Raw genomic sequence first — 16,842 nt, forward strand, 5'->3', positions numbered from 1 at the left:
GGAAGGATAGTTCAAAACGGGAACTATCCTTCTTTTGTGATCATCTCAAGCTCTGAAAGGAAGCCTGAAGCCTCAGTATTCTTGTCGTCCAGTGTTTCGTAGAACATTAGGTCAAGTGAAGCTTTTGCCCTTGTCATTCCTACATAGAACAGTCTTCTTTCCTCCTCCAGAAGAGAAGGGTCGCCTTCCTCCATAGCTTCGATACTTGCAGCCGAAGGAAATGAACGATTAACCAGATCGATGATAAATACATTGTCAAATTCAAGGCCTTTTGCTGAATGGACGGTTGACAGGGTTAGATTGCACCAGTTATTGGAGGATTGAACCATTAGCTCCTTCAAGGAATTCATTCTTTCCTTAAACTGAGGGTAATTGCCGGTTTGCGCTGCTATTAACTCCATGTGGTACAGCATTTCCTTTAATTGTTCAAAGGTGTAGCCGAATCTTAGGGAATTTTCATGGATATAGCTATCATAGTTCAGGTGAATCCGTATATATCTTAAGGCCTTTGCAGGAGTCATTTTTTGTAGTTTCTTAAAGTCAATCTCCAATTCAAGAAGCTTCTTTCTGTAGAACTCGGATATTCCTGGATATTTTAAAAGCTCCTTAAAGACATTACGTTCTATGGTTCTTACCTTAAGCCAATCTATCATTTTTCTTGAAATATAACCCTTCATCTTATAGAAAATCTGCTCGAATACCTCCACACTGGAACCATCAGATGCCAACTCCATAAAGGCATAAATATCCTTCACTAGCCAATGGTTGAAAAACTTCAACTTCACATCTCTCATGTAAAACTGCCTGTTGTTCTTTTCAAGATAGTTCATCAGGCCCAGAGCTGAAAGATTGTTCCTGTAGAGCACAGCAGCCTTGTTTTGTGGAGACTTGCTGATTTGCTTAAGGATATAGCTGTACTGGTCCTCCACGGTTCTGAACTTCATAACCTGGACAGCCTTGTTGTAGGGATTCTCCGTAGAAACATTCTTTACATACCTGGATCTGTTTTGCTTGATGAAGCTGTTGGAAAGTTTGACGATATTTCTTGAGGAACGATAGTTAATTTCCATGTAAAATACCTTTCCCTCGGGGTAGCTGCTGTTGAAATCTAGTAATCCTTGAGGATAAGCTCCTCTAAAGCCATAAATTGATTGATCATCATCTGCAACTATGAAAATATTATTTCTTGGTGCAGCCATAAGCTTAAGCAACTCCAGCTGTATTCTTGAAGTGTCCTGACCCTCGTCAAGCTGTATATAATCATACTTTCTTCTATAGTAGTCAAGAGCTTTGGGATTCTCCACCAATAGCCTATGACTCATAGTCAGGAGATCGTCAAAGTCCAGAAGTCTGTTCTTGTATTTCGCATCTTCGTAAAGCTTGAACATCTGTGTAAACTCAGATGCTTCTATTCTTTTAGTCTTGCCTAAAGCATCAGGTGCGATCATCATGTTCTTCGCATAACCATAATAGCTTAAGAATGCCTCCAGCTTTTCCTCTGTTATGACCGAGGAGTAGAGGGACTTATATATGTCCTTGATAATCCTGTATTTATTTATTGATTCCCTGTCATCCTCAATAAGACGATAGGTGATTTTCTTTTTTCTCGAGTAATCCTTGATTATTCTGAAGCAGAAAGCATGTATCGTTGAAAAGTCAGGACGGGAATCTTCCTGGGAAAAAGTTTTTGAATACCTTCTGTTCATATCCATGGCGGATGCTTTGCTAAAGGTTATTGAAAGTATTCGTTCTGGCTTGACACCGTGGTCGTTTATTAATTTGTTCACTCGGTGAATTATAACGGTGGTCTTGCCTGAGCCTGGGACAGCCAGGATTAGAGCAGGGCCATCTTTGTGATTTATCGCATCCATCTGTGTCTTGCTGAGTATCATATTATTCCTCCTATGCTGTTGCAACTTAAATTTTAACACAAAAATGGGGAATAATGTAGTAAACTGATATTAGACCCTTTATAATCGGGTAACAATGTAATATAATTGTGGTAGTTTAAATGAGGTGAATACTTTGAAAGATATATTTAAAAGGTTTGATGACCATTTTATACAATTATTGAACTCCAGGATAAAGAACCCTTACCTGGATAGATTTATGCTAAGGATAACCGATCTGGGGGGAGCTGTTTTTACCTCTATATTTGCATCTGGATTGGTTCTTTTAGGTGACAAGAACACTAAACTCCTGGGACTTGAAGCAATACTGGCACTTTTCTTCGGGCAGATATTTGTTCAGTCCTTAAAAAAGCTCATGAGTAGGGAAAGACCCTACAAGATCATTGAGCAGCTGCATACATTCGGGATTGACCTTAGGGATTACTCTTTTCCATCTGGACATACAACTGCAAGCTTTTCGCTGGCCACTACAATCGCAGTTAACATGCCTAGGCTAACTGTCTTTATTTTCCTATTGGCATTGTTGATTGGCGTTAGCAGAATATATCTGGGAGTACACTACCCAACCGATGTAGCTGCAGGAATATTGCTTGGAGTATTTGCAAGCCTTGTAATACATTTCTATTTTATTGAAACTGTTGATAGAATTGCGTTTTTCCTTGGAGTTAACTGACAAGGGATGCAATCAAAAATATAATCTGATCAAACAAGGAGGAATGGGAAATGAACATGACAAGTTTTTTGAAAAGCAGAAAATCAACCAGGGAATTCAAGAAGAAAAATTTAACCGAAAAGGATCTTCTAAAGGTTAAAGAGCTAATTGAAAAGATCAATGAAGAGATCAAGGAAATCAATATGGAGGTTAAGCTTTATGAATTTGGAAAGAGGATATATGACAGTCTAAAAGGTGTTGGTGGCTATGCCGGAGTCATGATAGAGAGTCCTCATTATATAGCTTTGGATTTGAAGGCTCATGGTCCTGAGGAGAAGCTTAACAGCGGCTACCATATGGAAAAAATGGTTACAAGATTAAATGATATGGGTATTGGAACATGCTGGGTAACAATAAACGATCTTGATATGGAAAGGATGAAGGCCATATTTGGAGAGGATACAGGGGAAAATGATTATTTGTTGGCCATAGGATATCCAAAGCCAAAGAATCCATTTATCCATGAACAATTCAGTGAAAGACTTGGAGTTGAGGAAATAGCCTTTCACGAAACCTTGTCAAAGCCTGCCGACATGAATTTCCTCGAGGAAAGAGGCTTGGGAGATATTATGTTTTATGTAAGGTTTGCACCTTCAAGCAAGAATCTTCAACCTTGGAGATTCATTATTCACGATAATCATGTGGAGCTTGCAATAGAAGAGATTAACAATGAATTTTGCTATACTGATGCTGGAATTGCAATGTACTACTTTGAGGAACTGGCAAGAACCCAGGGGATAAAAAACAAATGGGCAGTGAATATGGAACCTGTTGAAGTAAAGGGCAAAAAGTTCATGTTTATTGGAAAGTATGTACTTTAGAATTTAAAAAGTAGGGGGGAACCTCTACTTTTTTCTCAGGTTGTGTTAAAATAAGAGGGAGAAAAAATGATTAGAAGAATGAGAAATTATAGAGTGATGGCTGAAGATTTTTATTTGGAGGGTAACATATCCAAGGCTTTGTCAATGTATAGGAAAGCCCTTAAATTTTCAAGAACCAAGGAAGATACCAGCCTGCTCCTTTTCAACGTAGGTGTTATTCTAACAGAACTGGGAAAAATTGATGGGGCTGTCAAATGCTACAATAAAATCATTGACATTAACCCAGCATATGTTGATGCGTACTATCAACTTGGAGTAATAAGCGAGGACAGGGGAGATTATGAGGCTGCAATGGATTTTTACAGAAGTGCATTGAGGATTGAGTCGAAGGACACCTTAAGCATGTATAACCTTGCCAATCTCTATGACCTGAAGGGTGAAGAAGAAAGAGCCAGGGGTCTATACCAAAAAATTCTAAGGCTTGAACCTGATCATCCCTACACCTTAAACAATTTAGGTGCTATACTTGAATCAGAAGAGAGATATGAAGAAGCTTACAAGCTTATAAGTAGAAGTATTGATTCAAAGGACGACTTTTTTATGTCCCACTTTAACATGGGTGTCGTTTTAAAGGCCTTGGGAGAGTATGAGAGGGCACTTCGCCACTATGAAAGGTCTATTGAGTTGAATTCCCGGTATCACTATTCATACCTTAATATGTCAGCAATTTACATTGAGAGGGGAGAGTACAGGGAAGCCATCGAGATATTGACCAAGGGAATAGTTGCAAATCCAGGTGCCCACGACCTATACTACAATAGGGCTTGTTCCCTTGCAATGCTTGAAAATAAGGAAGAGGCCATGGATGACATTGAAAGATCCCTGAAAATGCATCCTCCGCTTATGAAATGGGTTCTATGGGACAAGGATTTAGATTCACTGCGAGAAGACAAAAGACTTAAAAAAATAATAGAAAAGTACAACTTGACAAAAGGAAAGGAAGAAACAGATGATAATGGTCAAAACCAACGATGAAATCCTAAAGATGAAGAAAGCAGGAGAGATACTGGCAGGTCTACACAAGGAAATTAAGAATATAATCAAGCCTGGTATTACAACAATGGAAATAGACAAGTTTGTTGAGGAGTATCTAGAGGAGAGGGGAGCCTACCCGGAACAAAAGGGTTATCACGGCTATCCCTATGCTACCTGCGCTTCCATAAATGACGAGATATGTCATGGATTTCCAAGGAATGAGGCCCTTCAAAACGGAGATATTGTTTCCATAGATATGGTTGTGAGGTATGATGGGTGGTTAGCTGATTCAGCCTGGAGCTATGGAGTTGGAGAAATTTCGGAAGGTGCGAAGAAATTGATGGAGGTTACCAGGGAAGCACTTTATCTTGGAATTGATAAAGCCGTGCCGGGTAATCGACTTGGAGATATTGGACATGCAATACAAGAGCATGTTGAAAAAAATGGATTTTCTGTTGTGAGAGATTTTGTCGGTCACGGAATTGGGAAGGATATGCATGAGGATCCTCAGGTTCCCCACTATGGCAAACCTGGACGAGGTGCAAGACTTGTCGAGGGTATGGTAATAACAATAGAGCCAATGGTAAATAGCGGAGAATGGAACATGAAACTGGATGATAACAAATGGACTGCGAGAACTGTTGATGGTAGCCTATCAGCCCAGTATGAGCATACAATAGCAATCACTGCAGATGGTCCGGTGATACTGACCGACCAGGGAGAGGAAAGATAAGGTGAGATAAATGTCTAAGAACTACACTGTTCGTGAAGAGATAATGAATGGCATCACTCATGGTCTGGGAATACTTTTTGGGATAATAGCCCTGATAGTATTACTCATATCGCCAGGCGCCAAGGAAAGTATTGCAGCCGCCGTGTCATTTGGGATCTATGGTGTTTGCATAATAATAATGTACTCTGCATCAACCCTGTATCATAGCTTTAGGAAAGAGAAAGTCAAAAAGGTTTTGAGAGTTTTTGACCATTCCTCAATATTCCTTTTCATTGCAGGGACATATACCCCTGTGGTAATGCTTACCCTTCAAGGACCCACTAGAATTTGGATACTGGTTGGTACTTGGCTGGTGGCGATTTCTGGTATAATCTTCAAAATTGTTACCTACGGAAAATTTGACAGGTATAAGGTGCCGTCACTGATTCTGTACATCGGAATGGGATGGATGGCCATTATTCCAATAAAGGCCATTATTGAAGCTACTTCTTGGGGATTCTTCGGGTTTATTCTGGCTGGAGGATTGCTTTACACCATTGGTACAGTTTTTTATAGTATAAAGAGGATACCCTATAACCATGCCATATGGCACCTGTTTGTCCTAGCAGCCAGTATTTCGCATTTTATCGGAATTGGATTGTATTTAGCATAGCATTAAAATAGGCATATCTGGATACCTATCATTGGGATAGGTATCTTTTTTGTCGAGAAAATTCAGAAAAAACAGTATATTAATGAATATTAATATAATCACTAAAAATGGATGATAAGTAATATAGGCGCTTACAAGGCATTTAATCGTTTATCACTTTTATGCATAGAGTTGACAATGAAATATGTGGCTTATATAATGTAAAGACATAATATATTAAAAGGAGGAAAAAGATGTCTAAGAACAATTCTAAAAAATCCGTTAACAACGGAATTTTAAAGGCAATCGAAAATGCGGGTAACGCATTGCCACATCCAGCAATAATATTTGTCATCCTAAGTGCGGCAGTAGTGGTTATTTCATTTTTCGTAGCACAGGCAGGAGTTAATGTAACATTCTACGATGCAAGAGCAGGTGCTGAAACAACCGTATCAGCGGTAAACATGCTTTCAGCTGATGGTCTTCGCTATATTTTCAATAGTGCAACAAAGAACTTTACAGGATTTGCACCACTAGGTACAGTTTTGGTAGCAATGCTTGGTGTTGGTGTTGCAGAGTGGTCAGGACTTATCAATACCTCACTTAAGAAGATGCTAAGCAATGTACATCCAAGACTGCTTACTGCAGTAGTTGTATTTGCGGGAATCATGTCAAACATTGCATCTGATGCCGGATATGTAGTAGTAATACCTTTGGGAGCTATTGTATTCGCAGGGGCAGGAAGACATCCAATTGCAGGACTTGCTGCAGCATTTGCGGGAGTATCAGCAGGTTTCTCAGCAAATCTATTGATTGGTACACTTGATCCATTGCTACAAGGTATCACCAACGAGGCTTTAAGGAGTGCAGGAATGGATTATGAAATCCTTCCAACAGCCAACTATTATTTCATGATTGTATCAACATTCCTCTTGACCTTCCTAGGAACATTCGTTACTGAAAAAATTGTTGAGCCAAACCTTGGAGAGTATACCGGCTCATACAAGCCCAACAAGGAAGAGATAACAGAAATCGAGAGCAAGGGTCTTAGGAATGCAGGAATAGCACTTCTAATATTTGGTATAGTGATGCTTGCTTTAACTGTTCCAGCCAATGGACTGTTAAGATCAGCTGATGCTGATGGAAACTTAACAATAAATGAATTCATGAGTAATGGACTTATTTTTATGATACTTCTGGTATTTATGATTCCAGGAGCAGTATATGGTAAGACAACTGGTAAAATAAAGAACAGCAATGACCTTGTTGAGTCAATGACTCAAGCCATGAAGAGCATGGGAGCATATCTGGTTCTTGCATTCTTTGCAGCTCAGTTTGTTTCTTACTTTGGACGAACAAATCTTGGAACAATACTTTCGGTAAAGGGAGCAGACTTCCTTGAAAGCATAGGCTTTACAGGCCTTCCACTGATTATTGGATTTATCTTTATTTCGGCTTTTCTAAACCTGTTTATGGGATCTGCATCTGCTAAATGGGCAATAATGGCACCTGTTTTTGTTCCTATGATGATGAGACTGGGTCTTAGTCCAGAGCTTACTCAGGCAGCATACAGGATTGGTGATTCAACCACGAACATCATAACACCGCTAATGAGCTACTTTGCCATGATTGTAGTGTTTGCAAAGAGATATGATGAGGAAAGTGGCTTGGGAACACTAATTGCTACAATGGTTCCTTACTCGGTTGTTTTCCTGATTGGATGGTTACTGATGATGGTTATATGGTATTTCCTTGGATTGCCATTGGGACCTGGAGCGATGATTCACGTATAATAGATGACTTAAATGAGGCTTTTTATAAAGCCTCATTTTTCTAAATATAGAAATGGAGGTTTGAGGAAATGATAAATGAAAAAAGACTGCTTGAAAGATTTCTAAGATACGTTCAGATTGACAGTCCAACAAAGGAAGAGCTGGATTTTGCTGTGGCATTGAAATCCGAGCTTGAAGAACTGGGTATGAAGGTCCATATGGATGATGCAGGTGAAAAGGTAGGTAGCAACTCAGGGAACCTGATAGGTTATCTTAAGGGGACCACCCAGGGAGAGAGTATCCTTTTCAGTGCTCATATGGATACTGTTGCACCTGGAAGGGGAGTAAAACCTCAAATAAGGGATGGGGTAATATATTCTGACGGGACTACAATATTAGGAGGCGACGACAAGGCTGGAATTGCGGCTGTAGTGGAGGCAATTCAGTCCGTTCGTGAGAATAATATACCACATGGGGATATTGAAGTTGCATTTACAATATTTGAAGAAGGCGGTTTGTTTGGTTCAAAGAATATAGATTATTCAAAAATCAGATCAAAAAAGGGATTTGTATTGGATAGCGGTGGAGACCCAGGGACAATAATAGTTCAAGGACCTGCACAGAACAAAATTGATGTTAGGTTTATTGGTAAGGAAGCTCATGCGGGAGTAGCTCCTGAAACCGGAATCAGTGCCATACAAATGGCAGGTGAAGCTATTTCAAATATGAGACTGCTGAGAGTGGACGATGAGACCACTGCAAATATTGGCTCAATAAATGCTGAGGGACCTACTAATATTGTACCCAAGGTAGTTGAATTCTTTGCTGAGGCAAGAAGTCTCAGCGATGAAAAGCTGAGGGAACAATCCGATCATATGGCAAAATGCTGTCAGGAGGCTGCTGAAAAATTCGGTGGTTCAGTTGAGGTGAACATAGAGAATGCCTATGGTGCGTTTAAAATTTCTGAGGACCATCCCTTGGTAAATGTTGTCAGGAAAGCATGCGAAGAATTGAGTATTCCAGCAAATACTGCAAAATCAGGTGGTGGAAGTGATACAAACATCTTCAATGCCAATGGAATTGATGCAATCAATCTTGGAATTGGAGAGAGAAAGCCCCATACCCTTGAAGAACATCTGCATATAAAGGATCTTGAAAATTCAGCAAGACTGGCAATTGAGATTATAAAACAGTTTGCATAACATTGAAGGATAGCCGTTTTGGCTATCCTTCAATGTTGTAATACACATCTAGATGGTGTAGAATGATGAGGAGAAATAAAAGTCGAGGAGTACATAATGAGAAGAGAGATAAATCTTACGGAAGGCAACATCATAAAGACCCTTACCAGACTTGCATTTCCAATTATGGGGACATCGTTCATTCAGATGGCCTATAGCCTTACAGATGCAATGTGGCTTGGAAGACTCTCAACAAATGCTGTTGCTGCTGCTGGGACTGGTGGTTTCTTTCTTTGGCTGGGAGCAGCCCTAATAATGATAACTCAGATAGGTGTTGGGGTTAGTGTATCCCAAAGCTATGGAAGATCCGATATAAAATCCGCAAGGGAATACATAACAGTGGGCCTCTTGATGGATATAATAATAGGTTTGGTATATGGATTCTCCCTATATACTTTTAACAGTCAAATCATTTCATTCTTTAACCTTGGGGATCCAGAGGTAATCGGAATGGCACAAAGCTACCTTAGGATAATTGGAATGGGAATAATATTTCATTTTCTTAATCCTGTCTTGTCCACAACACTGAACAGCTCTGGAGACAGCATGACTCCCTTTAAGGTCAATACAATAGGATTGGTTGCCAATATGATATTGGATCCTTTGTTGATCTTTACCTTTGGGTTAGGTATAGAGGGAGCTGCCATAGCCACAATAGTATCTCAGATGGCGGTTACAGTCATATTCCTTGTTATTGGCAAAAGAATAAATGCTTTGTATTCAACCTTTAAGATATTCTCAATGCCAGACTTGGGGAAGGCAAAAAGGATTCTGAAACTTGGAATACCACCTTCAACGCAAATGGGACTTCATGCCATCATAAGCATTGTACTCACAAGAATAATTGCAGGCTATGGACCAGTGGCAGTTGCCGTCCAAACCATAGGATCCCAGATTGAGTCTATTTCATGGATGACATCAGAGGGCTTTGCAGCAGCAATTTCAGCTTTTGTCGGTCAGAACTACGGTGCGAATAAAATATCTCGGATTAAGGAGGGGTATTACAAGGGTATTAAGGTTCTTGGAACATTTGGTGTATTTGCTTCTCTGCTCCTGATTTTTGCTGCAAGACCTTTGTTCACCATATTTACACCAGAGGATCCAAGGGCCATAGCTGAAGGAATAATATACTTAAGAATTCTTGGTTTGTCACAGCTGTTCATGAGCATAGAAATAGGTACAGCTGGAGCCTTCAATGGACTTGGCAAGACCATTCCACCAACCATAACCGGTGTAACCCTGAATGCCTTGAGAATACCGGCGGCCATCCTTCTATCAACCTATACTGTTTTGGGACTTTCCGGCATTTGGTGGGCCATAAGCGGCAGCAGTATTTTAAAGGGAACAATCCTTTTTATCTGGTATCAAAAGGAACTGCATAAACTAAAAGAAGTCCGATTAATATCGGACTTCTAAAGGGCTTTTCTCTGAGCGATTACATCTGCTCCAGTTCCAAGAATATTTTCTATTATGACCTGCCCTCGTTTTATTGGAGCCTGGACACGAGTGTTTTGTATCACTTCAAGTATATCGCTGACCTGGCTCCCAGGAACTTTTTTGTTGGTTGAAACAGGCAGTCTGCTCATCTGACCTCCTGAAAGCAGGCATCTTCCAGTTACTATCCTTTGTTCTTCATCCAAATGCTTCTGGACGAACTGATAACCCCTACCACATCGGTTACCTGTTATTTGAAGATTTCCATCATCATCAGATATTTGAATTTCACATGCCATGGGACATATGGCACAGGTTATTTGTCCTCTCATCCTAAACACCTCCAGGAGATTATACCATATTGAGTTGAAGAAATACCAGATTTAGAGTAAAATTTAAGGTAAGGTCACATCCTATGGAGGTACAGTATGATAGGCTACCCGGAAGTACTTGCAAGATTGCTTATATCTGCCTTGTTGGGAGGTATAATCGGAATTGAAAGAGAAGCGAGCAACAGGCCAGCTGGATTCAGGACTCACATACTGGTCAGTGTCGGTTCCACCCTGATTATGCTTGTATCAATGTATGCAGTTCCTCAGCCTGCTGACAGAGCCAGAATAGCGGCCCAGGTGGTTAGTGGGATAGGTTTTCTTGGAGCAGGAACAATTTTAAGAACAGGAAATCACATAAGAGGTCTTACAACTGCTGCCAGTCTTTGGGTATGTGCAGGAATAGGACTTGCAGTTGGGTCTGGGTATTATTTTGGTGGTGTTGTCACAGCCATGATAGTGCTGATTTCGCTTGTTGTGTTATCCAAGGTCGAAAAAAACGTCCTCAGGGGAGCCAATAGGCTCGTCAAGGTCACTGCTGTTGACAGGTCTGGTTTGATTGGAGAGATTGGAGTGCTGTTTGGAAAGTATAATATCAGCATCAGAAATATTTCAATTGAGGATGTAACTGACAATGAGGACGAACCATCTGGAGTGATTGAGTTGAAGTTCTACATCAAGAAACCAATGGGTTTTGACAATAGGGTACTTGACAGCGAGCTGCTTCAGATAAAAGGGATCAAGTCCATTGACTTTGATGAAAGTAAGATAAGGGATGTATAACAATTTTAGGAGGGAATATAATGCTAGAGCAATTAAAGAAGCCTGAAAACAATGAAGAGATTGCTATAATAAAGACAAATCATGGTGACATTAAGTTAAGATTGTTTCCTCAGGTGGCACCAAAGGCTGTTGAAAACTTTACAACCCATGCCAGGGATGGATATTATGACGGGATAAGCTTCCACAGGATAATTAAGGACTTTATGATCCAAGGAGGAGACCCTGATGGGACTGGACGTGGAGGACAAAGCATCTGGGGAAGACCCTTTGAGGATGAATTCAGCATGGAATTCAGGAACATAAGAGGTGCTCTGTCAATGGCCAATGCAGGACCAAAGACAAATGGAAGCCAATTCTTTATTGTCCAGAAAAGTGATATGGAGAAGAGCATAATAGATCAGATGAAACAGCTTGGTGAAGCCAAGGGATTTCCCGAGGATGTAATTGAAGCCTACCAGGAGCAGGGAGGAACATACTGGCTTGATGGTAAGCACACAGTGTTTGGCCAGGTATTTGATGGAATGGATGTTGTGGATAAGATAGCAAAGCTACCTGTGGGGAGGAATGATATGCCCAAGGAACCCGTTATGATATTGACAATAGAAATCACAGAATACAAGGGAAAATAACCATGAAAGATAAAATTTCCAAGGAGATTGATAACTTTGTCATGGGTTTTCAAAGAAGGGAAGGTATAGTTTCACGCTGGAAAACTCCCATGGTGGGGTTTGCATCCTCAGAGGATCCAATGTTCAATCTGTTGAAGGATGTAGCGGTTCCAGAGCATTTGCATCCAAAGGACATACTAGCCAGTGGAAAAACTGTAATTGCCTACTTTCTTCCATACCAGGAATGGATTCCAAAAAGCAATATCAATAATAGGGAGAGCTCTGAGGAATGGGCAAGGGCATATGTTGAGACAAATATCCTAATTGGCGAGATAAATGACCATCTTATCCGTTGGTTGACAGGACTTGGATATGGTACAGCCAAATTGCCTCCTTCCCTTAATATGGATTATGAAAATTTGGTCAGTGTATGGTCCAACAGGCATGTGGCCTATGTTGCAGGTTTGGGAACCTTTGGCATGAACAACATGCTCATAACTGAAAATGGATGCTGTGGTAGACTTGGCAATGTTGTTACAAGCCTCGAGCTTGAGGCGGATGAAAGATTGGAAAAGGAGAATTGTCTTTATAAGCACGACGGAAGCTGCACAGCTTGTGTTGATAGCTGCGTAAATGGCGCGTTGCATTTGGGTGACTTTGACAGATTCAAATGCTACGAGATGCTGGTCCAAAATGGTGAAAAGTATAAATATCTGGGTGATGCATCGGTGTGTGGCAAGTGTTTGGTCAATTTGCCCTGTTCCTTGAAGAATCCCGTGGTATGAAAAGACTCCTAGGAGTCTTTTTTTGTGCGGATATGAAGCTTTTTGTATCATCCTTGCATTAAGAAATTACAGCATCTGAGTATCATAAAAGACTTCCTTAATGCATCTTCAGACGCTTCCTCTACTGTAATTTTATGAACAAAATTTATGATTGTTTTGCTTCAATCAGTTTAACTATCCTTAAATTCTTGATATAATGAATAGGTCAAGTATAAGGAGGGACATAAATGCATCAATACAAAGGGAAATTAATAATACACACCGGCTCTATGTTCTCAGGGAAAACATCCAGCCTTGAAAAGGAAGTAAAGAGATTTATGATTGCCGGATACAGAACGGTTGCCTTTAAACCATCAGTGGACAATAGGGTGCCGACATCAGAAATAGTTACTCATGACAAAACATCCCTAGAAGGGATACTGGTGGATGATATAGACCAGATAATCAAGCATTGTGAAAGGATGAATCCTGAGGTCGTTGCAATAGATGAGGTGCAATTTTTAGGTGGTGAGATGGAGGATATTATCCAGGGGATCAACTGGCTGCTGAGCAGGAACATAACTGTTATTGTGGCAGGACTGGACATAGACTTTTCAGGTAGACCCTTTGAAATACTCAAGGAGCTGATGCCCATAGCGGATTATCTGAACAAGCATCATGCTGTCTGTGTTAAGTGTGGAACAGATGCCTGGGTAAGCCATAGAAAGACCAAGGAAAGGGAAAGGGTTGTAATAGGTGCAACAAAGGAGTACGAGCCTTTGTGCAGAGCCTGTTTTCTGAAGGAGAAGAAGAAAGAAGAGGCGATAGTAAACAAGAACCAGGTAACCTTTATAGAGTAATTAAGACGGGATGACAATTGTCAACCCGTTATCCTTGTCTATTCAAAGAGTGTTATGTTTCCCGACGAGCTTGTAAGATCCATCTGATATGAACCATCGCCAAGCGTCATGAACAAGCGATCGTAATCGTTTTGTATTGAGGTGGCTGATCCCTCAAAGGTGATTCTACCTGAAGAGGTCGTCCCATTAACTCTTAGGGATAGGCCACTTAGAGGACCAACCTCAATGTCACCTGAGCTGGTGGTGATTTTGACTTCACCAAATGGTTCAGCAGGACCAAGTTTTACATCACCGGAACTGCTTGTGATAAATGTCTTTCCAGTAACCAGGGGAATACTGATTTCACCTGAAGAGGTTACAATCCTGGAGTCCTGAGCACGGAGCTCACGTATCTCGATACTCCCTGAGCTTGATTCAACCTTAAGGCTATCAACCTTCAATGCTTCAGCCTTTAAACCTGCTGATGATGAAGTGAATTCCAGGTTTTCGTCGTAACTCTCAGGAAGATGAATCTCCAGCAAAAGATTTGATTGTGAAACGGTAAAACTCCCTGTTTCAGGTGTGATTGAGATTCTTATGTTGTCGCCGAGGTCCTGTACACTCAGGGAAACCTGGCGGTTGGATTTGTAGCTTCCCTTTAAATAAATCTTCAAGTCATTTTCATTTGTTTTGATTAATTCAGTATCCGCAAAGGTGCTGTAAATAGAGATTGACTCAATTTCATCAGTCAGATCTACACTCTTTGATTCATCTGCTTGATAGGATGTGAGATTGGAAAAAACATTGAAACGTTGAAAAAAATCAATATCCTTCAAACCTACAATTGTTTTTTCCCCATTCTCTATCACTTCAATTCCATTCCAGCTTATGGTAACAGACTTGCCATCTTCAAAAACCTGAATTCCATCTGAATCTATTTTAACTGAATCACCATCGCCGGTTATTTCCAGAGACCCTTTTCCTGAAATATCCTCCATTCTGAAGTTGTCAATATAAAGAAGTGAGTAGAGCCCTATACCAAAAGCAATAAGCATAATCCCTGCAAGCGCTATGGAGAGTTTTTTTAAATCCATCTCATTTCCTCCTAACCATTTATTATTCTTCTATTCCATTCTATATACATGGACATGATTCTGTAGAACAGCTTGCTGACAACGATGCCCAGAATAAAGACCAATGCTCCCAAAGCACTTAGCCCAATCCCAAAGGATATTGAAGTAAGTATTCCAGGAACAAAGCCTGAAACAAAACTAGCAAAAGGAGCTCCAAAGACCAACCCTATTCCACCGACCACAAATCCAATTCCCGCTCCAAAGATTCCAACTATCATCCCCATTATTGCTACCACAGGACCAAGTACAAATACTATATTAAGTCCTAACAGCAGCAGGAACACCAAGAATCTTCTGGTGCTGTCATTGGAGGTTCTCTCCTGTGAAGTGGCACTCTTATTGTTTCCATCAGTTTTTAAAGTGCTCAAGATACTGTCTGCTACCTCCCTTGGAGATCCAAGCTCCGAGGATATTTCATCGTCTGTCTTTCCTTTGTCCCTACCGATATTGAAGTGCTCTTCGTAATCAAGTAATATCTCTCGCAATTCTCCTTCTCTTAAGCTTGAAAGATATGATTTAAGCTTGCTCAAATACTCATTCCTGGTCATCATCCACACCCCTTAACAATAAATTGACACCGTTCACAAAATTCTCCCATTCCTCCTGGAGAGCCAGGAGAACATCCAGCCCCTTGTCAGTGAGTCTGTAATACTTTCTTGGGGGTCCCTCCTGGGACTCCTCCAGATAGGTCGTAACATAACCGTCACTTCTGAATCTTCTCAGGAGAGGATAGATTGTGCCTTCTGATATCTTAATAAACTGGGAGATGTTTTCAACCAATTCATACCCATAATAATCCTTTCTCTTCAGTAGAGTCAGAACACAAAGCTCAAGAACCCCTTTTTTGAATTGTATATTCATGGCCAGTCTCCTTTCACAGCTATAACATATCACACACTACCTTATAATGCAAGGTACTAAATAAAAAAAATAGGAGAAATTTTCTCCCATCATTCAAAGCTCAAGCCTTCCCTGTGTAATCCAACACTTAGGACGATGCCGATTGATATAAGGTTTATAAGTTGAAAGGTTCCTCCGTAGCTCATAAAGGGAAGAGGTATACCGGTAATAGGCATCAGACCAATGGTCATGCCTATGTTCTCCCATATATGGAATAGGAACATTGCAGCCAATCCAACTGACATGAATGATCCGAATTTATCAGGGCTGTTACGTGCAATCCTAATAATTCTATTGATCATTATGAAATATAAGAGAATAAGAAGGCTGCCTCCAATAAAACCAAGCTCCTCCGCAAGAACAGCGAAGATAAAATCTGTCTGTTTCTCTGGGATGTAGTTAAACTGGGTTTGGGTTCCTTCAAACAATCCTCTTCCAAAAATCTTGCCGCTACCAATGGCGATTCTACCCTGGATGGCTTGATAGCCTGTATTACTGGTATCCCGCTCAGGATCCATGAAGTTGAGGATCCTATCTTTCTGAAACGTATCAAGTCTCGACCAAAGGACTGGTAGGCTCATCAGTCCCATTGCAAGTGCTATTCCTATATATTTCCATTTGACACCGGCTACAAAAAGCATTGCGGCTATAAAGAAAATAAATACCATTGCCGTACCTGCATCAGGCTGAAGAAGTATCAACCCAACTGGGAAAAACGCGAAAATCAATATCTTAAGCAGGACAAAGGGAGAATTGATCTCATCCTTGTTGTTGTCCATATACTTGGCTAGAGAAATTATCAGTCCAACCTTCACAAATTCAGCGGGCTGGAATCCAAAAGATCCTATATAGAGCCATGATCGGGCACCCCACTGGTCTTCACCAACGCCCATGAACAGCACTGCCAACAGAAGTGCTATTGAAACTATATATATTGGGATGTATAGCTTGCCCAAAAATTGGAAATCAAAAAACACCAAAAACAGTATGGCCAGGAATCCTATCATGGTGGCAATTCCCTGAGTTCGAACAAATCTTATATTATCCAAGCTTAAGGTTGCCGAATATATAATTACCAGTCCATATATGCTCAAGAGAACAACCGTTATTAGCAACAGGAAATCAAATCTCTTGAAGGCTTTTTTTCTAAGATTAAACATTATCATCTACTCCTTTGCATCAAGCACTATTATATCA

The 16,842-nt window shown here is 40.5% G+C and carries 18 protein-coding genes; 12 read left to right on the forward strand and 6 right to left on the reverse strand.

Annotated elements, in window-relative coordinates; all coding sequences use genetic code 11:
• Window positions 1-23 precede the first annotated feature (23 nt).
• The gene (locus tag ACKVDP_RS05730) at window positions 24-1,892 is read right to left on the reverse strand and encodes an ATP-dependent helicase (protein WP_409227855.1); all 1,869 of its coding nucleotides are present in this window, start codon (window positions 1,890-1,892) and stop codon (window positions 24-26) included.
• Window positions 1,893-2,025: 133 nt separating this feature from the next.
• Between ACKVDP_RS05730 and ACKVDP_RS05735 the strand changes: the two genes are divergently transcribed.
• The 8 genes from ACKVDP_RS05735 (at window position 2,026) to ACKVDP_RS05770 (ending at window position 10,271) form a co-directional block, all read left to right on the forward strand.
• Entirely contained in the window at window positions 2,026-2,583 is a 558-nt protein-coding gene (locus ACKVDP_RS05735) for a phosphatase PAP2 family protein (RefSeq protein WP_409227856.1), read from the forward strand.
• A 50-nt stretch (window positions 2,584-2,633) separates the two neighbouring features.
• Entirely contained in the window at window positions 2,634-3,443 is an 810-nt protein-coding gene (locus tag ACKVDP_RS05740; RefSeq protein ID WP_409227857.1) for a nitroreductase family protein, read from the forward strand.
• Window positions 3,444-3,509: 66 nt separating this feature from the next.
• Window positions 3,510-4,478: a tetratricopeptide repeat protein gene (locus ACKVDP_RS05745; RefSeq protein WP_409227858.1), complete on the forward strand. Its 969-nt coding sequence runs from the start codon at window positions 3,510-3,512 to the stop codon at window positions 4,476-4,478.
• On the forward strand, window positions 4,453-5,211 hold the full coding sequence (gene map / locus ACKVDP_RS05750; protein WP_409227859.1) for a type I methionyl aminopeptidase: 759 nt from the start codon (window positions 4,453-4,455) through the stop codon (window positions 5,209-5,211). The genes ACKVDP_RS05745 and map overlap by 26 nt, the downstream gene beginning before the upstream one ends.
• A 10-nt stretch (window positions 5,212-5,221) precedes the next feature.
• Complete coding sequence (gene trhA / locus ACKVDP_RS05755) at window positions 5,222-5,863, forward strand: PAQR family membrane homeostasis protein TrhA (RefSeq protein ID WP_409227860.1); 642 nt, start codon at window positions 5,222-5,224, stop codon at window positions 5,861-5,863.
• Between the two features lie 233 nt (window positions 5,864-6,096).
• Entirely contained in the window at window positions 6,097-7,635 is a 1,539-nt protein-coding gene (locus ACKVDP_RS05760; protein WP_409227861.1) for an AbgT family transporter, read from the forward strand.
• A gap of 68 nt (window positions 7,636-7,703) precedes the next feature.
• On the forward strand, window positions 7,704-8,816 hold the full coding sequence (locus tag ACKVDP_RS05765; protein ID WP_409227862.1) for a M20/M25/M40 family metallo-hydrolase: 1,113 nt from the start codon (window positions 7,704-7,706) through the stop codon (window positions 8,814-8,816).
• A gap of 96 nt (window positions 8,817-8,912) precedes the next feature.
• Complete coding sequence (locus ACKVDP_RS05770) at window positions 8,913-10,271, forward strand: MATE family efflux transporter (protein WP_409227863.1); 1,359 nt, start codon at window positions 8,913-8,915, stop codon at window positions 10,269-10,271.
• Here the strand turns inward: ACKVDP_RS05770 and ACKVDP_RS05775 are convergent.
• Entirely contained in the window at window positions 10,268-10,621 is a 354-nt protein-coding gene (locus ACKVDP_RS05775; protein WP_409227864.1) for a DUF1667 domain-containing protein, read from the reverse strand. The two genes, ACKVDP_RS05770 and ACKVDP_RS05775, sit on opposite strands and share 4 nt — an antisense overlap.
• 96 nt (window positions 10,622-10,717) lie before the next feature.
• Here ACKVDP_RS05775 and ACKVDP_RS05780 point away from each other — a divergent pair, with 96 nt between their 5' ends.
• The 4 genes from ACKVDP_RS05780 to ACKVDP_RS05795 all read left to right on the forward strand — a co-directional run bounded on the left by ACKVDP_RS05780 (window position 10,718) and on the right by ACKVDP_RS05795 (window position 13,633).
• On the forward strand, window positions 10,718-11,401 hold the full coding sequence (locus ACKVDP_RS05780; RefSeq protein ID WP_409227865.1) for an MgtC/SapB family protein: 684 nt from the start codon (window positions 10,718-10,720) through the stop codon (window positions 11,399-11,401).
• Window positions 11,402-11,421: 20 nt separating this feature from the next.
• Window positions 11,422-12,030 carry a peptidylprolyl isomerase gene (locus ACKVDP_RS05785; protein ID WP_409227866.1) on the forward strand — a complete coding sequence of 203 codons (609 nt, stop codon included), beginning with the start codon at window positions 11,422-11,424 and terminating at the stop codon, window positions 12,028-12,030.
• 2 nt (window positions 12,031-12,032) lie between these two features.
• Window positions 12,033-12,794, forward strand: coding sequence for a hypothetical protein (locus ACKVDP_RS05790; protein WP_409227867.1), 762 nt, complete (start codon window positions 12,033-12,035; stop codon window positions 12,792-12,794).
• A gap of 227 nt (window positions 12,795-13,021) precedes the next feature.
• Window positions 13,022-13,633 (forward strand): thymidine kinase, encoded by a 612-nt coding sequence (locus ACKVDP_RS05795; RefSeq protein ID WP_409227868.1) that lies wholly within the window; start codon window positions 13,022-13,024, stop codon window positions 13,631-13,633.
• A gap of 38 nt (window positions 13,634-13,671) precedes the next feature.
• Here the strand turns inward: ACKVDP_RS05795 and ACKVDP_RS05800 are convergent, their stop codons facing one another.
• The 4 genes from ACKVDP_RS05800 to rodA all read right to left on the reverse strand — a co-directional run bounded on the left by ACKVDP_RS05800 (window position 13,672) and on the right by rodA (window position 16,805).
• A complete protein-coding gene (locus tag ACKVDP_RS05800) occupies window positions 13,672-14,706 on the reverse strand; it encodes a DUF4097 family beta strand repeat-containing protein (protein ID WP_409227869.1) in 1,035 nt (344 codons plus the stop codon).
• Between the two features lie 11 nt (window positions 14,707-14,717).
• Window positions 14,718-15,296, reverse strand: a complete 579-nt coding sequence (locus ACKVDP_RS05805; protein WP_409227870.1) for a DUF1700 domain-containing protein — start codon at window positions 15,294-15,296, stop codon at window positions 14,718-14,720.
• Window positions 15,280-15,606, reverse strand: coding sequence for a PadR family transcriptional regulator (locus tag ACKVDP_RS05810; protein WP_409227871.1), 327 nt, complete (start codon window positions 15,604-15,606; stop codon window positions 15,280-15,282). The genes ACKVDP_RS05805 and ACKVDP_RS05810 overlap by 17 nt, the downstream gene beginning before the upstream one ends.
• Before the next feature lie 89 nt (window positions 15,607-15,695).
• Window positions 15,696-16,805, reverse strand: a complete 1,110-nt coding sequence (rodA, locus tag ACKVDP_RS05815; protein ID WP_409227872.1) for a rod shape-determining protein RodA — start codon at window positions 16,803-16,805, stop codon at window positions 15,696-15,698.
• Window positions 16,806-16,842: the final 37 nt, after the last annotated feature.

This window comes from Gudongella ferriphila (assembly GCF_046224405.1).
Lineage (GTDB): Bacteria > Bacillota > Clostridia > Tissierellales > Tissierellaceae > Gudongella.

Coding starts and splice junctions, on each gene's coding strand:
- ACKVDP_RS05730 (WP_409227855.1), bottom strand. CDS start 1,892: ATGATACTCAGCAAGACACAGATGGATGCGATAAATCACAAAGATGGC.
- ACKVDP_RS05740 (WP_409227857.1), top strand. CDS start 2,634: ATGAACATGACAAGTTTTTTGAAAAGCAGAAAATCAACCAGGGAATTC.
- ACKVDP_RS05745 (WP_409227858.1), top strand. CDS start 3,510: ATGATTAGAAGAATGAGAAATTATAGAGTGATGGCTGAAGATTTTTAT.
- map (WP_409227859.1), top strand. CDS start 4,453: ATGATAATGGTCAAAACCAACGATGAAATCCTAAAGATGAAGAAAGCA.
- trhA (WP_409227860.1), top strand. CDS start 5,222: ATGTCTAAGAACTACACTGTTCGTGAAGAGATAATGAATGGCATCACT.
- ACKVDP_RS05760 (WP_409227861.1), top strand. CDS start 6,097: ATGTCTAAGAACAATTCTAAAAAATCCGTTAACAACGGAATTTTAAAG.
- ACKVDP_RS05765 (WP_409227862.1), top strand. CDS start 7,704: ATGATAAATGAAAAAAGACTGCTTGAAAGATTTCTAAGATACGTTCAG.
- ACKVDP_RS05770 (WP_409227863.1), top strand. CDS start 8,913: ATGAGAAGAGAGATAAATCTTACGGAAGGCAACATCATAAAGACCCTT.
- ACKVDP_RS05775 (WP_409227864.1), bottom strand. CDS start 10,621: ATGAGAGGACAAATAACCTGTGCCATATGTCCCATGGCATGTGAAATT.
- ACKVDP_RS05780 (WP_409227865.1), top strand. CDS start 10,718: ATGATAGGCTACCCGGAAGTACTTGCAAGATTGCTTATATCTGCCTTG.
- ACKVDP_RS05785 (WP_409227866.1), top strand. CDS start 11,422: ATGCTAGAGCAATTAAAGAAGCCTGAAAACAATGAAGAGATTGCTATA.
- ACKVDP_RS05790 (WP_409227867.1), top strand. CDS start 12,033: ATGAAAGATAAAATTTCCAAGGAGATTGATAACTTTGTCATGGGTTTT.
- ACKVDP_RS05795 (WP_409227868.1), top strand. CDS start 13,022: ATGCATCAATACAAAGGGAAATTAATAATACACACCGGCTCTATGTTC.
- ACKVDP_RS05800 (WP_409227869.1), bottom strand. CDS start 14,706: ATGGATTTAAAAAAACTCTCCATAGCGCTTGCAGGGATTATGCTTATT.
- ACKVDP_RS05805 (WP_409227870.1), bottom strand. CDS start 15,296: ATGATGACCAGGAATGAGTATTTGAGCAAGCTTAAATCATATCTTTCA.
- ACKVDP_RS05810 (WP_409227871.1), bottom strand. CDS start 15,606: ATGAATATACAATTCAAAAAAGGGGTTCTTGAGCTTTGTGTTCTGACT.
- rodA (WP_409227872.1), bottom strand. CDS start 16,805: ATGTTTAATCTTAGAAAAAAAGCCTTCAAGAGATTTGATTTCCTGTTG.